The 14,773-nt window shown below is 72.9% G+C and carries 13 protein-coding genes; 7 read left to right on the forward strand and 6 right to left on the reverse strand.

Going from position 1 to position 14,773, the window contains the following annotated elements:
• Positions 1-105 precede the first annotated feature (105 nt).
• Both V7E46_RS27300 and V7E46_RS27305 read left to right on the forward strand, forming a co-directional pair.
• The gene (locus V7E46_RS27300) at positions 106-1,173 is read left to right on the forward strand and encodes a Gfo/Idh/MocA family oxidoreductase (RefSeq protein WP_333770897.1); all 1,068 of its coding nucleotides are present in this window, start codon (positions 106-108) and stop codon (positions 1,171-1,173) included.
• Positions 1,170-1,631, forward strand: coding sequence for a heme-degrading domain-containing protein (locus V7E46_RS27305; protein WP_333770898.1), 462 nt, complete (start codon positions 1,170-1,172; stop codon positions 1,629-1,631). The genes V7E46_RS27300 and V7E46_RS27305 overlap by 4 nt, the downstream gene beginning before the upstream one ends.
• Positions 1,632-1,897: 266 nt before the next feature.
• On the opposite strand, the gene V7E46_RS27310 is transcribed toward V7E46_RS27305, so the two are convergent.
• Entirely contained in the window at positions 1,898-2,749 is an 852-nt protein-coding gene (locus V7E46_RS27310; RefSeq protein ID WP_333770899.1) for a fumarylacetoacetate hydrolase family protein, read from the reverse strand.
• Between the two features lie 177 nt (positions 2,750-2,926).
• The gene (locus tag V7E46_RS27315; protein WP_333770906.1) at positions 2,927-4,240 is read right to left on the reverse strand and encodes a DUF445 domain-containing protein; all 1,314 of its coding nucleotides are present in this window, start codon (positions 4,238-4,240) and stop codon (positions 2,927-2,929) included.
• Between the two features lie 108 nt (positions 4,241-4,348).
• Here V7E46_RS27315 and V7E46_RS27320 point away from each other — a divergent pair, with 108 nt between their 5' ends.
• The 4 genes from V7E46_RS27320 to V7E46_RS27335 all read left to right on the forward strand — a co-directional run bounded on the left by V7E46_RS27320 (position 4,349) and on the right by V7E46_RS27335 (position 8,301).
• Positions 4,349-5,548 carry an aminotransferase class V-fold PLP-dependent enzyme gene (locus V7E46_RS27320; protein ID WP_333770900.1) on the forward strand — a complete coding sequence of 400 codons (1,200 nt, stop codon included), beginning with the start codon at positions 4,349-4,351 and terminating at the stop codon, positions 5,546-5,548.
• A 57-nt stretch (positions 5,549-5,605) separates the two neighbouring features.
• Positions 5,606-6,757: a N(5)-(carboxyethyl)ornithine synthase gene (locus V7E46_RS27325; protein ID WP_333770907.1), complete on the forward strand. Its 1,152-nt coding sequence runs from the start codon at positions 5,606-5,608 to the stop codon at positions 6,755-6,757.
• Between the two features lie 132 nt (positions 6,758-6,889).
• Entirely contained in the window at positions 6,890-7,927 is a 1,038-nt protein-coding gene (locus V7E46_RS27330; RefSeq protein WP_333770901.1) for an MDR family NADP-dependent oxidoreductase, read from the forward strand.
• Between the two features lie 17 nt (positions 7,928-7,944).
• Positions 7,945-8,301 carry a MerR family transcriptional regulator gene (locus tag V7E46_RS27335; protein WP_333770902.1) on the forward strand — a complete coding sequence of 119 codons (357 nt, stop codon included), beginning with the start codon at positions 7,945-7,947 and terminating at the stop codon, positions 8,299-8,301.
• A 279-nt stretch (positions 8,302-8,580) separates the two neighbouring features.
• Here V7E46_RS27335 and V7E46_RS27340 read toward each other — a convergent pair whose 3' ends face one another.
• The 4 genes from V7E46_RS27340 to V7E46_RS27355 form a co-directional block, all read right to left on the reverse strand.
• Entirely contained in the window at positions 8,581-9,438 is an 858-nt protein-coding gene (locus V7E46_RS27340; protein WP_333770903.1) for a GNAT family N-acetyltransferase, read from the reverse strand.
• A 68-nt stretch (positions 9,439-9,506) separates the two neighbouring features.
• Positions 9,507-10,454 (reverse strand): ABC transporter ATP-binding protein, encoded by a 948-nt coding sequence (locus V7E46_RS27345; protein ID WP_333770908.1) that lies wholly within the window; start codon positions 10,452-10,454, stop codon positions 9,507-9,509.
• Positions 10,455-10,480: 26 nt separating this feature from the next.
• A complete protein-coding gene (locus V7E46_RS27350) occupies positions 10,481-11,344 on the reverse strand; it encodes an ABC transporter permease (protein ID WP_443054364.1) in 864 nt (287 codons plus the stop codon).
• A complete protein-coding gene (locus V7E46_RS27355; protein ID WP_333770904.1) occupies positions 11,337-12,140 on the reverse strand; it encodes an ABC transporter permease in 804 nt (267 codons plus the stop codon). The genes V7E46_RS27350 and V7E46_RS27355 overlap by 8 nt, the downstream gene beginning before the upstream one ends.
• 447 nt (positions 12,141-12,587) lie before the next feature.
• On the opposite strand from V7E46_RS27355, the gene V7E46_RS27360 reads away from it, so the two are divergent.
• The coding region (locus V7E46_RS27360; protein WP_333770905.1) for a transglycosylase domain-containing protein at positions 12,588-14,773 on the forward strand (2,186 nt) is incomplete at its 3' end.

Below are 14,773 nucleotides of genomic sequence, written 5' to 3' on the forward strand. Positions count from 1 at the left end.
GCTCCGGAGCGGGGCCGGGGATCGGGCCGGAGGGCTTGGACGGGGTCACTTCGCCATTGTCCCGCGTGCTTGCACTTTGGCAACAGTGTTGCCAAAGTGGGGCCCATGAGCGTTCCCGGCACCGCCCCCCTTCGCGTCGCCCTGGTCGGCTACGGCCCGGCCGGCTCCTTCTTCCATGCCCCGCTGATCGCCGCGACCCCGGGCCTCGCCCTGGACACCATCGTCACCGGCAACAGCGACCGCCGCGCCCAGGCGCGCTCCGAGCATCCGGGAGTGGCCTTCGCCGACACCGCCGACGAGCTGTGGGCGCGGGCCGGCGAACTCGACCTGGTCGTCCTCGCCTCCCCCAACCGCACGCACGTGCCGCTGGCGACCGCCGCGCTCCAGGCCGGGCTGCCGGTCGTCGTCGACAAGCCGCTGGCCGCCACCGCCGCCGAGGCGCGCGAGCTGGCCGCGCTCGCCGAACAGCGGGACCTGCTGCTCAGCGTCTTCCAGAACCGCCGCTGGGACAGCGACTTCCGCACCCTGCGCGCCCTGCTGGAGCGCCGCGAACTGGGCGAGGTCCACCGCTTCGAGTCCCGTTTCGAGCGGTGGCGCCCGCAGCCCAAGGGCGGCTGGCGCGAGTCCGGCGACCCGGCCGAGATCGGCGGGCTGCGCTACGACCTCGGCAGCCACCTGGTCGACCAGGCCCTGACGCTCTTCGGCCCGGCGCGGCTGGTCTACGCCGAGTCCGACGTCCGCAGGCCGGGCGCCGCCGCGGACGACGACGACTTCATCGCGCTCACGCACGTCAGCGGGGTCCGCTCGCATCTGTGGATGAGCGCCACCACGGCCCGGCTCGGGCCGCGCTTCCGGGTGCTCGGCAGCACCGGCGGCTACGTCACCTACGGCCTCGATCCGCAGGAGGCCGCCCTCCGCGAAGGCCTGCGGCCCGGCGAGGGTGCCGCGTGGGGCGCGGAGCCGGAGTCCGCGTGGGGTACGGCGGGCACGGACGAGAACGTACGGCCGGTCCCCTCGCTGCCCGGGGACTACCCCGCCTTCTACGCGGCCGTGGGGACCGCCCTGCGCGAGGGGACGCCCCCGCCGGTCACCGCGCTTGAGGCGGCGGCCGCGATCGAGGTCATCGAGGCCGCCGGGGAGTCCGCGCGTACCGGTCAGGCGGTGGCCCTGTGAGCACCGGCCTGGCGGCCGAGCTGGCCGAACAGGAAGCGGCGCTGGTCCTGCCCCGCTTCACCAATGACGATGCCTGGCGGCTGGGGTGCCTGCTGGTCGACCTCGCCCGCGAGCGGGGCGCCGCGGTCACGGTGGACATCCGCCGGGGTGGGCAGCAGCTCTTCCACTGCGCCCTGGAGGGCACGTCCCCTGACAATGACGCGTGGCTGGAGCGGAAGGGGCGGGTCGTACTGCGGTACGGCACGTCGTCGCTCGCGGTCGGCGAGCGGTTCCGTGCCAAGGGCACGACGTTCGAGGAGGCGTCCTTCCTCGACCCCGCGCTCTACGCCGCGCACGGCGGGGCGTTCCCGCTCCGCGTCGCGGGGGTCGGCGTGGTCGGGGTCGTGGCCGTCTCCGGCCTCCCCCAGACCGAGGACCACGCCCTGGTCGTGACGGCTCTGACCCGGTTCCTCTCCTGACGGAGTTCCCCGCGCCCCTGCGGGGCCCGACCTCCGGCGCAGAGGGCAGGCGAGCCTTTCAGGGGCGCGGGGAACCGCGCGCGCAGCCACCGCGGCGGAAAGAAGCAACGCCACCGCAAGTGGCGCCCCCGGGGGCGCGGGGAACCACGCGACAGGCCATGACGAACCGTCGTGTGGACACGGACCGCACCGCCCCTGGGGCGCGGGGAACCGCGCGCCCACCCCGGGGGCGCGGCCGGCAAGCACGCCACCGCAAGCGGCAACCCCTACGCCGACGCGAAGACCTGGCGCTGGCGGCCCAGCCCGTCGATGGCCAGCTCGACCACGTCCCCGGGGGAAAGATACGGCTTGGGCTCGGGCTGCCCGAGAGCCACCCCGGCAGGGGTCCCCGTGTTGATCACGTCCCCGGGATACAGCGTCATGAAGTGGCTGAGGTAGCGGACCACCTCCGCGACCGGGAAGATCTGGTCGCGGCTGGACCCGTCCTGCCGCAACTCACCGTTGACCCACAGCCGCAGGCTCAGCGCCTGCGGGTCGGGGACCTCGTCCGCGGTGACGAGCCACGGCCCGAGCGGGTTGAAGGTCTCGCAGTTCTTGCCCTTGTCCCACTGCCCGCCGCGCTCGATCTGGTACTCCCGCTCGGAGACGTCGTGCGCGACGGCGTAACCCGCGACCGCCGCGAGCGCCTCCTCGTGCGTGGCCGCGTACCGCAGCTCGCGGCCGATGACGACGGCGAGTTCGACCTCCCAGTCGGTCTTCCGGCTGCCGCGCGGCACCAGCACCGTGTCGGCGGGGCCGACCACCGTGTCGGGGGCCTTCATGAACACGACCGGCTCGCCGGGCGCCTCCGCGCCGGTCTCGGCCGCGTGGTCGTGGTAGTTGAGCCCGATGCAGACGATCTTGCCGATCCGGGTGAGGGGCGGCCCGACCCGCAGCCCCGCGTCGAGCGCCGGCAGGGAGCCGGTGTCGGCGGCGGCGATCCGCGCCATGGCGCCCTCGTCGGCGAGGAGTGCCCCGTCGATGTCGGCGACGAGCCCGCTCAGGTCCCGTACGACGCCGTCCTGGTCGAGCAGGGCGGGGCGCTCCGCCCCGGCGGGGCCGACTCGCAGCAGTTTCACGGTGGTACTCCGTACGTCAGTGATCCGCGGCGGACGGACCACGGATGTCATCGGATGTCTGTCCGATCCTCCAATCGCGGCCCCGCCACGCGCAAGCCCTGTTCACCACGTGGACGCGGCATTTCCGAAGCCCCAGGGCGACGGACTCGCACCCCAGAGATCGGAGCGGCATCCCGGTCAGCCGCCCGCGATCCGCGACAGCGTGAAGATCAGCAGGCCGACCAGCGCGCCGACGACCGTGCCGTTGATCCGGATGAACTGCAGGTCACGGCCGACGTGCGCCTCGATCTTCCGCGACGTCTGCTCGGCGTCCCAGCCGGCCACCGTCTCGCTGATCAGCGAGGTGATCTGGTCGCGGTAGGTGGTGACCAGATACGTGGCCGCGTCCTCCAGCCAGCTGTCGACCTTCGCCTGGAGGCGGGTGTCGGTGGCCATCCGCCCGCCCAGGGCGAGCAGCGACGACCGGGTGCGCAGCCGCAGCTCGCTGCGCTCGTCCTCGGCGGCGGCCACCATCATCGCCCGTACCGAACCCCACACCGAGGCGATCAGCTCCTGCACCTCGGGGCGGGCCAGCAGGTCGTTCTTGAGGCGTTCGACGCGCTGCCGGGTGTCGGGGTCGGACTGCAGCTCGGCGGCGAAGTCACCGAGGAAGCGGTCGACGGCGTCGCGCGCCGGGTGCTCGGGCGAGTCCCGCATCTCGGTGACGAAGCGCAGCAGCTCCTTGTAGACCCGCTCGCCGACCTTGCGGTCCACGAACCGCGGGGTCCAGCCGGGCGCGCCGCCCTGGACGGCGTCCATCACCGAGCTGCCGTGCTCGACCAGCCAGTCGTGGGCGCGTACGCACACCAGGTCCACCAGCCGGCGGTGCCCGCCGTCGGCGACGATCCGCTCCAGCAGCTTGCCGAGCCCGGGGGCGACCTCCTGGGACGCGGCCCGCCGGGTGATCGCCTCGCTGACGACAGCCTGCACATCGGAGTCGCGCAGCACGGTCAGCAGTCCGCGCAGCGCGGCGGCGGCCTGCTCGGTCACCCGGTCGGCGTTGGCGGGCTCGGCCACCCAGCCGCCCAGCCGCGAGCCGATGCCGACCGCGCGCAGCCGGGTGCGTACCACTTCGGCGGACAGGAAGTTCTCCCCCACGAAGTCGCCGAGGCTGGCGCCCAGCGCGTCCTTCTTGGTCGGGATGATCGCGGTGTGCGGGATGGGCAGGCCCAGCGGGCGGCGGAAGAGCGCGGTCACCGCGAACCAGTCCGCCATCGCGCCGACCATGCCCGCCTCCGCGGCAGCCGCCACATAGGCCGCCCACGCGCCGTCGCCCCGCGAGTCCGCCCACTTGGCCAGCGCGTAGACCACCGTGGCGACAGCCAGGAAGCCGGTCGCGATCAGCTTCATCCGGCGCACCCCGCGGCGCCGCTCGGCGTCGGGGTCGACCACCCCGGCCGCCGGCCCGCCCGTAGGCCCCGCGTCCCCCGTGCTCACCTGCTTCACCCGCATGTCCACCTGCGTATTGTTGCCCTCGTTGCCAGTCTTGGAACGTACGGCGGGCTCCCGGTGTCCCCGGTGGCGCCGATTCCCTTTCCCGCGGGCAGGAGCGGCACCGGCATGACAGCGCGGCACACGGCGGATACGGCAGGTACGGCGGGCACGGCGGGCGGCGACACCGGCGGGCTGCCCGCCTACGCCGAGCGGTTCGAGGCGCCGGAAGGCTATCTGGACTTCGCCCGCTACGGCCCTCCGTCGCACGACGTGCTGGCCGCCACCGCCGACGCGCTGGGCCGCTCGGCGCGCGCCGACCACACCACCGTCAACGACCTGATGCGCGCCGATCTGCGCGCCCGGCAGTCCGCGGGCCGGCTGGCGGGCACCGACGCCGAGCACACCGTGCTGCTGCCCAACGCCTCCACCGGGCTCTTCCAGGCCGCCTTCGGCATCCCGTCCGGCACCGTCCTCGTACCGGTCTCGGACTTCCCCGCCAACCACTACCCATGGCGCCGGGCCGCCGCCGCGGGCCTGGCCGTGCCGCGCTGGCTGCCGGGCGACGCGCACGGCTGGACCACGGCCGACACCGTACGGGCGGCGCTCACCGACGACGTCGTGGCCGTCTCGCTCAGCGCCGTCGACTTCCGCACCGGCTACCGCGCCGACCTGGCCGCCGTACGCGACGTCATCGGCCCTGACCGGCTGCTCGTGGTCGACGCCATCCAGGGCTTCGGCATCGCCGACCTGCCCTGGCAGGCCGCCGACGTCGTCGTCACCGGCGGCCAGAAATGGCTGCGGGCCAGCTGGTCGACCGGCTTCGCCGCCCTGTCCGACCGGGCGCTGGAACGCCTCGCGCCCACCCTGACCGGCTGGACCGGCGTGGACGAGGTCGCCCTCTTCGACGACCGGGAGCACCCGCCGGCCGCCGGCGCGGGGCGGCTGAGCATCACCAACCTCAGCCCGGTCAACGCGGCGGCCTTCGCCGCGGCCCTGGCCATCGTCGAGGAGACCGGCGTGGCCGCGATCGAGGCCGGGATCCGGGTCCTGGTGGACCACCTCATCGACGCCGTACGCGAGGGCGGCGGCGAGATCCTGTCCGCGACAGCGCCGGAGAGCAGGGCCGGCATCGTCTCCTTCCGGCTGCCGGGCACCGACGCCGCGGCCGTCGCCGAGGCGCTGCACGCCCACGGGGTGACCCCCACGGTCCGCCCCGACTCCGTCCGGCTCTCCCCGCACGCCTCCACCCCGCTCGCCGCGGTGGACCGGGTCCGCGCCGCCCTGGCCTCGTTGCGCCGACCTGCCACGGCCTCTGCGGTGTGCTAAACAGGGAGTAACCAAAGGGGCATTTTGCAGCAGCTCAAGCAGCTCAAGCTCGGAATCATGTCGCAGACGCGCAAGGAGAACGAGCACCGTCTGCCGGTCCACCCCGCGCATTTCGACCGTATCGACGAGGATCTGCGCCGGAACATCTTCCTCCAGACCGGTTACGGGGAACATTTCGGCGTCCGGGACAGCCTGCTGGAACCACTGGTCGGCGGTTTCCGCTCCCGCGCCGATCTCATCGCGGAATGCGATGTCATCCTGCTCGCCAAACCGCTGCACGAGGACCTCGCGGAACTGCGCGAGGGACAGGTGCTCTGGGGCTGGCCGCACTGCGTGCAGGACGAGAAGGTCACGCAGGCCGCGATCGACCGCCGGCTGACCCTGATCGCCTTCGAGGCGATGAACCACTGGGGCCGGGGCGGCACCTTCAACCTGCACGTCTTCCACAAGAACAACGAACTCGCGGGTTATTCGTCAGTGCTGCACGCGATGCAGCTGACCGGTTCCACCGGCGACTACGGGCGGCGGCTGCGCGCGGCCGTCATCGGCTTCGGCGCGACCGCCCGCGGCGCGGTGACCGCGCTCAGCGCGCTGGGCGTGCACGACGTGGACGTACTGACCGCCCGCGGGGTGACCGCGGTGAGTTCGCCGATCCACTCGGCCCGCATCGTCCACTTCGACCACGACGAGGCCGACGACACGCTCGACCCGCGGCGCAGCGTCGCCCTCACCGAGGACGGGCCCGTACCGCTGTCCGGATTCCTCGCCGATCACGACATCATCGTCAACTGCGTGCTCCAGGACACCGACGCGCCGCTGATGTTCCTGATAAACGACGACCTCCCGGTACTCACGCCCGGCACGTTGATCATCGATGTCTCGTGCGACGAGGGCATGGGCTTCGAGTGGGCCAGGCCGACGACTTTCACCGACCCGATGTTCACCGTCGGCGACAATGTGCACTACTACGGCGTCGACCACAGCCCCTCCTATCTGTGGAATTCCGCCACCTGGGAGAACAGCGAGGCGCTGATCCCGTATCTGCGGCCGGTACTCGAAGGCCCGGCCGGCTGGGACGGCGACGAGACCGTACGGCGGGCGATCGAGATCCGCGGCGGCACCGTACAGAATCCGAAAGTGCTCGCCTTCCAGCACCGCGAGGCGCAATACCCGCATCCCCATGTGACAGGCCCGCAGACGGCGGCTTGACCCTGACGTGCGGGTCAGGGGTTAGCTTCACCGGGCCGTAGCGGGGGGGGGGGCCGCGCCGCGGGCGGCCCCCCCCCCCCCCCCCCCCCCCCCCCCCCCCCCCCCACCGATCCCAGGCCCAGGAGTCCGCACATGGCCACAGCTCCGTCCCCCGCCGGCCTGCCCGGCACCGCCCGCGAAGTCCGGCTCACCGCGCTGCCCGCGGGGCTGCCCGCCCGGGAGCACTTCGCCGTCGTCGAGGTACCGCTGCCCGCGCCCGCGCCGGACCAGGTCGTCGTCAGGAACCGCCACTTCCTGGTCTTCGCCGCGCTGTGCAGCCTGATCGGCGGCGCCGAGGGGCTGCCGCTGCCCGCGCTCAAGGCGGGCGACACGCTCTTCGGCCCGGCCATCGGCGAGGTGGTGGCCGCGCCCGACGGCAGCGCGCTGCGCCCGGGCGACCTGGTCCACCACTGGCTCGGCTGGCGGGACTACGCGGTCGTCCCGGCCGCCGGGTGCACCCCGCTGGACGGCACGCTGCCCGACCCGGTCGCGCACCTCGCCCCGGGCTCGGCCGCCTACGGCGCGCTGACCCGGTACGCCGGCATCCGCGCGGGCGACACCGTCCTGGTCACCGGGGCGGCGGGCGCGGTGGGCTCACTGGCCGGGCAGATCGCCCGGCTGCTCGGCGCCGGGCGGGTCATCGGCAGCACCGGCTCACCGGCGAAGGCCGAGCGGCTGGTCTCCGAACTGGGTTACGACGCGGTCGTCCTGCGCGGCGCGGACCGCCCCTTCGCCGAGCAGCTCGCCGAGGCGGCGCCCGACGGCATCGACGTACTGCTGGACAACGTCGCGGGCGAGCAACTGGTCGCCGCCCTCGGCGCGGCCCGGCAGGGCGCCCGTTTCGCCCTGGTCGGTACGCTGTCCGGCCAGCTCTCGCAGACGCGCGGCGGCGGCGCGCCGGTGGAGATCGACGCCTTCCGGCTGATCCTGCGCGGTATCTCGCTGCGCGGCTACACCGGCGCGGACCACCCCGAGGTGGACGGCGAATGGACCGCCCGCCTCGGCGGATGGCTGCGGTCCGGGGCGATCCGCCTGCCGTACACCGCGGTCGCGGGCCTCGACAACGCACCGCAGGCCTTCGAGGACTTGCTCGGCGGCAGGCACTTCGGCACTGTGGTCGTGGAACCGTAGCGGAACGGGGTGGCACGATGCGGATCGGCGAGGCGGCGGCTGCGGCCGGCACGACACCGAGGGCGCTGCGCTTCTACGAGCAGCGCGGACTCCTGCCGCCGCCGGCCCGCACCGCGTCCGGGCAGCGCGAATACGCAGCCGCTGAGGTGGCCAGGATTCGGGTCATCCGGGAGCTGCTGGGCCTCGGCCTGACCGTGGAGGACCTGCGCGAGTGCGCCGACCGGTTGCACCTGCTGGCGGAGGGGGCCCGCCCGCGCTGCGCTCCGGCGGCGCCGTCCGGGGGCATCGTGGGGAGGCGGCTCGCGTCCCTCGACGCGGAGATCTCCCGTCTCACCGATCTCCGCAACGCCCTCGCGGGCCGAGCAGCCCCCTGACCCCGGGCGCCCCGGGGATGCCCCGTGCGGTGACCTGCCGCCCGCGCCCCGGTGGTGGGCCGGTCGCGCAGTTCCCCGCCCTCCTTGGGCGCTCGTCCTCTGCGGCAGGGGGAGCCTCTGGCACGAGCGCATCCTCTGCGCAGGAGGAACCGAGCCCCGCAGGGGCGCAGGGGGACTTCGCGGCCAGCCCCCGCCTGGCCGGAGGCGACAGGCCACCGCAAGCGGCAACCCCTCAGGGCGCGGGGGACCGTCGGAGCGTAAATGCACCGCGCGGAGCGGCTAGCCGAGTTCCAGGCTCGTCGTCGCCCAGACCGCCTCGGCGCGAGCGTACGGCTCGGGGCCTGAGTACATGCGGGTGCAGCGGAAGGACTCGGTCAGGCCGCGGGACGTGGCCAGGAGGGTCGCCGCCGGGTGGTGGTCGGGAACGTCGATCGAGACGTCGGCGTCGGCCGGCACCCCGAGGACGAGCGCGTCGAAGAGGGCCGCGGCGCCCTCGGGACTGTCGGCGAACAGCGGCCCGATACGCAGGCCGTCGTGGGCCGGGCGGATGACGCCGTAGCCGGTGACATGCCCGTTGGCGTCCAGCAGGACCCGCGCGGTGTGGTCCTCCGCGGTGAGCCACCTGCTCAGGAAGGCGTGCCGCTCCGCGGGAAAGCACCCGCTGTCGTACGCGCTGATCGCGTCGAGGTGATACGGCGTCACCGACCCCACCGTGCCCGCCCCGGCGGAGGGCTCGGCGGCCCGGGGGCGCCCGGTGTGGCGGACGTTGTCGTAGGCCGCGGTGAAGCCGGACCGCTCGTACAGGCCCCGCTGCGCGGGCACCGCGTCGAGGCCGACGACCCGGCCCTTGGCGTGCGGCAGCGCGGCGTTCCACGTGGCCATGCCCAGGCCGGTGCCGCGGTGCTCGGGGTGCACCAGGTAGTGGCCGAGGAAGGCGAAGTCCGGCGAGTAGGCCACGACCGAGACGGCCGAGACGATCCGGCCGTCGAGCCTGCCGACCAGGAAGCCGGCCGGATCCGTGTGGCGGAAGCACTCCGCGTCGCCCCGGCCGGGGTTCCAGCCCTCGGCCACGGCCCACTCCACGATCTCGTCCCAGTCCGCCGCTGTCGCCTCGGCGACGGTGAAGTCCTCCGGCACGTGAACTCCCTTGTCTCGGTTCCCGGGTCGCCCGGACGGGCGATCCGGTACGGACGGTTCCGGGGATGTTACGCCGCCCCGTACATCCGGGCGATGACATCTTCGATCGCGGGTTCACGGACCGACAGGTCCACCAGCGGGTGGCTCGCGGCGAGCGCGGTCACCAGTGGCGCCGCGCTCTCGCCCGCCGGAAAGGCCAGCCACTGGCGCGGCCCCTCGCTGCGCACCCAGCGTGCGCCCGGCACATCGACGGGCGGCAGTACGCGGGCGAAGTCCACGACCAGGGTGCGTTCGGACTCGCCGACCGCGTGCAGCCCGTCGAGGCCGCCGTCGTACATCAGCCGGCCGTGGTCGATGACCATCACCCGGCTGCACAGCGTCTCGATGTCGGTCAGGTCATGGGTCGTGAGCAGCACGGTGGTGCCGCGTTCGGCGTTGACGGTCCGCAGGAAGTCGCGGACCTTGGCCTTGCTGACGACGTCGAGCCCGATCGTCGGCTCGTCCAGGTACAGCACCTCGGGGTCGTGCAGCAGCGCCGCCGCGATGTCGCCGCGCATCCGCTGCCCGAGCGAGAGCTGGCGCACCGGCACGTCGAGCAGCGGCCCGAGGTCGAGCAGGTCGACGCAGGCCGCCAGGTTGCGGGCGTACCGCGCGTCCTCGATGCGGTACATCCTGCGGACCAGCTGGTAGGAGTCGCGCAGCGGCAGGTCCCACCACAAGGTGGTGCGCTGGCCGAAGACGACACCGATCCTGCGGGCCAGCCGGGCGCGTTCGCGGGTCGGGTCGATGCCCGCGACCCGCACCCGGCCGCCGCTGGGGTTGAGGATGCCGGTGAGCATCTTGATGGTGGTGGACTTGCCGGCGCCGTTCGGGCCGATGTAGCCGACCATCTCGCCGGGCGGCACGGTGAAGGAGATGCCGTCGACCGCCCTGACCTGGTGGCGCTCCCGGCGCAGCGTGCCGGCCACCTTGCGGCGTACGTCGAAGACCTTCTCCACACCGTCGAGGGCGATCATCGGTTCCGCGGACGGGTTCACATGACTCAGCTCCCGGTACTGCGGTAGGAACGGATGCCCGCGCGCCACGCGAGGCCGGCCAGCGCGCAGCACAGCACGGCCACCGCGGGCGACAGGAAGTCCACCCAGCCGGGCAGGCCGAGCGGGTCGGGCCTGCCGAGGATGCGCAGCGCGGGCAGCCAGTTGACGAAGGCCAGCGGTACGACGAAGGTGACGCCCCGCACCAGCTCGCGGGAGAACAGCCCCGGCGGGTACTGGAGCATGGTGTTGCCGCCGTAGGTGACGGAGCTCTGGACCTCGGCGGCGTCGCCCGCCCAGAACTGGAAGGCGGCGCCCGCGACGAAGACCGCGCAGAAGATCGCCGCCCCGGCCAGCAGCGTCGCCGGCAGCAGCATGACTTTCAGCGGCGTCCAGTCCAGGTCGAGCCGCAGCAGCGCCCAGCCCAGCACCATGCCGCCCTGGAGGATCCGGCCGAGCCTGCGCAGCGCGAACCGGTCGGCGGCGACCTGGGCCAGCACCGGCACCGGGCGCAGCAGCAGCGTGTCGAAGGTGCCGTCCCTGACCCGGCGGCCCAGCCGGTCCATGGAGCCCATCAGCAGGTCGGCGAGCCCGAAGGACGTGCTGGCGGTGCCGTAGAGGAAGGCGACCTCGGGGAGGGTGAAGCCGCCCAGCGCGTGGATGTGCGAGAACATCAGCACGATCGTGACGAAGTCCAGCCCGGTCGCGGCGAAATTGCCCAGCGCGGTCATCACGAAGGACGTGCGGTACGCCATCGTGGACCGCATCCACATCGCGACGACCAGCCCGTAGGCGCGGACGCTCTCGGCGACCGGCCCGGGTGTCCTGGCGCCCGCGCCCGGCGCGACGGCCCGCGGCTCAGCCTCAGCCACCCTGGACCACCACCCGGCGGGCCGCGACCGCCTGGAGCAGCCGCCCCGCGGCCAGCAGCGCCGCGGCCCAGCCCGCCTGGAAGGCCAGCGCGAGCAGCGCGCCGGTGCCGCGGTGCTGCCCGAGCAGCACGTCGGCGGGCACCTGGAGCATCGCCGACCACGGCAGCGCGCGGGCGATCCCGCCGAGCGCGCCGGGGAAGACGTTCAGCGGCAGCGTCATCCCGGAGAAGAACAGCCCGGTGATCCACGCTGCCTGGGCGACCCCGGTCCCGTCCAGCAGCCAGAACGCGCACAGCGCCACCAGGAAGCGGACCGCGAAGCTCACCACCACCCCCAGCAGCACGGACACGGCGAACAGCGCCCAGCTCAGCGCGGACGACGGCAGCGCCAGGTCGAAGACCAGCGCCCCGCACACCAGCGGCAGCACCCCGCGGCCCAGCAGGTGGAAGCCGGCCCTGCCCAGGTCCGCGGCCAGCCACCAGCCCTGGAGGTCGGCCGGCCGGTAGAGGTCGACCGCGATGTCGCCCGACCTGATCCGCTCCATCAGCTCGTCCTCGAAGCCGCCGCCCATCAGCGCCATCGTGACCAGCAGGCCCTGCCCGATCCACACATACGTCAGCGCCTGCGCCTCGGTGTAGCCGCCCAGGTGCGGGCGCTGGTTCCACAGCGCGATATAGCTGTACGAAATGATCAGGCCGAAAACCGTGTTGGTGAAAACACCCGCCGCGGTGGCCACGCGATACGTCGCATAGCGCCGGAAGCCGCGGACCACGACGGCACCGTAGAAGCCGCCCATTCCCCCCGCCTCTCCGCCGGAAAACATCAGGAATCACCGGAGCGCACCGGAAAACACCGAACCGTGCCGGGATACACCGGAACACGCCGGAGCCCAGCGCCCGGACCGCCCGGCACACAAGCGTCCGAGCCTAGTGCGCGCCGAGCCGCGGCTTCCACCGGTTTTCCGCCCGCCGGTGAAGGGCGGCGCGCCCCACCGGTGACGGGCAGCTCGGGCCCACCGGTGACGGGCGGCTCGGGCCGGCCGGGGACCGGCGGCGCGCCGTCACACCTGTCACAGCCCTGTCACGGATGCGTGCCGCCCGATCCGGACCGCCGGATGATGCGGCACTGTGGGATGAGGCCACTCATGGGGTGTACGTACATGTACGGGTACGTCCATGCCGATCGGCCCAGGTTTTTCCGCCGCGGACCCAACCCCGGCGGCGGATGAGGAGTCCCTACAGATATGAGCGACGCGCACTACGGGACGGCGGGCGGCTCCGGCGGGCGGCCCCGCAGGACCGGCCTGCGGCGGCTGCTGCCCACCTGGCGGGTGATCACCGGCATGGTGCTCACCGGCCTCGTGCTGCTGATCGGCGCCTTCTTCCTCGGCTACGCCCTGGTGTCCATCCCCGACGCCAATGCGGCGGCCGTCGCGCAGAGCAACGTCTACTACTACGCCGACGGCAAGACCGAGCTGGCCCGCGACGGCGCCGTCAACCGGCAGAACGTGTCGCTGGCCGAGGTCGCCAGGACCGCCCAGCACGCGGTGCTCTCCGCCGAGGACCGCAACTTCTACCACGAGAGCGCGGTCAGCCCGAAGGCGATGCTGCGGGCCGCCTGGAACACCGCGTCCGGCAAGGGCAGGCAGTCCGGTTCCACCATCACCCAGCAGTATGTGAAGAACTACTACCTGAACCAGAACCAGACCGCGTCCCGCAAGGTCAAGGAATTCTTCATCGCGATCAAACTCGATCGCAACGAGTCCAAGGACGAAATCCTTGAGGGCTATCTCAACAGCAGCTACTACGGGCGCAACGCGTACGGAATCCAGGCCGCCGCACAGGCCTATTTCACCAAGGACGCCGCGCACCTGACCACGGCGGAGGGCGCGTACCTCGCCACCCTGCTCAACGCACCCAGCGAGTACGACCTGTCCGCTCACCCGGAAAACGCGCCGGCGGCCAAGGGGCGCTGGAATTACGTGCTCGACGGCATGGTCAAGGAAGGCTGGCTCACCGCCTCCGAGCGCAATGCCACCGCCTTCCCCGCCATCGGCAAGCCCAAGCCGATCGCCAGCAAGGCCGGCCAGCGCGGCTACATCATCGAGGCCGTCAACCAGTACCTCGACGACCACCACATCGTGGACTCCGACTCCCTGCGGCTCGGCGGCTACCGCATCGTCACCAGCATCCAGAAGCCCAAGGAGGACGCCTTCGTCACGGCCGCACAGGCCAACGTCTACGACAAGCTCGGCCACAACGCCGCCGACAAGTACGTCCGGGCCGGCGGGGCCTCGATCGACCCGGCCACCGGTGACGTCGTCGCCCTCTACGGCGGCATCGACTACACCAAGCAGTACGTCAGCAGCGCCACCAACGCGACGTATCCGCCGGGCTCCACCTTCAAGCCGGTGATCCTCACCGCCGCCCTCCAGCACGCGTCCAGGACCCAGGACGACGACCTCATCACCCCGACCACCGTCTACGACGGCGAGAACAAGCGTCCCGTCGTCGGCCCCGACGGCCCGGTGGGCTACGCGCCGGAGAACGAGGACCGGAAGTCCTACGGCCGGATCAACGTCACCCGGGCGATGGACAAGTCCGTCAACGCGGTCTACGCGCAGATGGCGCAGGACGTCGGCACCCAGAAGGTCATAGACACCGCCCGCGACCTGGGCATGCCCGACGACGTCAAGATCCCCACCACCCCCGCGATGGCACTCGGCTCCTTCGGCGCCAGCCCGCTGGACATGGCGCAGGTCTACGCCACGCTCGCCAACCACGGCCGGCAGATCCCGTACACGGTGGTGCTCAAGGTCACCAGGGACGGCAACGACCTGCCGCTGCCCAAGCGGGAGCCGCAGCAGTCCGTGCCGCGCGCCGCCGCGGACACCACCACGTCGGTACTGCGCAGCGTCGTGGAGAGCTCGGGCGCCACCGCCGTCGTCGCCCAGGACTCCGGCTGGCCCTCGGCCGCAAAGACCGGCACCGCGGACAACGACATCGCCGCCTGGTTCGCCGGCTACACCCCGAAGCTGGCGACCGTCGTCGCCGTGCTCGGCATGGACCCCGACACCGGCGGCCAGAAGAAGCTCTACGGCTCCATGGACCAGTCGCGGATCAACGGCGGCGGCCCGCCCGGCGACGTCTGGGCGGCCTATACGGCGGCGGCGCTGCACAACGTGGCGGTCCAGGACTTCGACCTCGACGTGGACAAGGACGACCTGCCCCCGTCCGCGTCCGCCACCGACGACCCGTCGCCGACCGACACGGGCACCTCGGAGCCGCCCAGCAGCGGCCCCCCGCCGAGCAGCGAGGCACCGCCCAGCGGCCCGCCGAGCACCCCGCCGACCAGGCGGCCGACCGGCCCGACGTCCGAGCCGCCAAGGCCCCGGAACCGAAGGCCTCAGCCTCCCGGACCCGCTATCCG

The organism is Streptomyces sp. IBSBF 2435, assembly GCF_036815005.1.
Taxonomy (GTDB): Bacteria; Actinomycetota; Actinomycetes; order Streptomycetales; family Streptomycetaceae; genus Actinacidiphila.

Bases quoted from the DNA above. Each gene is read 5' to 3' on its own strand.
- V7E46_RS27320 (WP_333770900.1), top strand. From the start codon at position 4,349: ATGACAGCGCGGCACACGGCGGATACGGCAGGTACGGCGGGCACGGCG.
- V7E46_RS27330 (WP_333770901.1), top strand. From the start codon at position 6,890: ATGGCCACAGCTCCGTCCCCCGCCGGCCTGCCCGGCACCGCCCGCGAA.
- V7E46_RS27335 (WP_333770902.1), top strand. From the start codon at position 7,945: ATGCGGATCGGCGAGGCGGCGGCTGCGGCCGGCACGACACCGAGGGCG.
- V7E46_RS27325 (WP_333770907.1), top strand. From the start codon at position 5,606: ATGTCGCAGACGCGCAAGGAGAACGAGCACCGTCTGCCGGTCCACCCC.
- V7E46_RS27355 (WP_333770904.1), bottom strand. From the start codon at position 12,140: ATGGGCGGCTTCTACGGTGCCGTCGTGGTCCGCGGCTTCCGGCGCTAT.
- V7E46_RS27345 (WP_333770908.1), bottom strand. From the start codon at position 10,454: ATGATCGCCCTCGACGGTGTGGAGAAGGTCTTCGACGTACGCCGCAAG.
- V7E46_RS27300 (WP_333770897.1), top strand. From the start codon at position 106: ATGAGCGTTCCCGGCACCGCCCCCCTTCGCGTCGCCCTGGTCGGCTAC.
- V7E46_RS27315 (WP_333770906.1), bottom strand. From the start codon at position 4,240: ATGCGGGTGAAGCAGGTGAGCACGGGGGACGCGGGGCCTACGGGCGGG.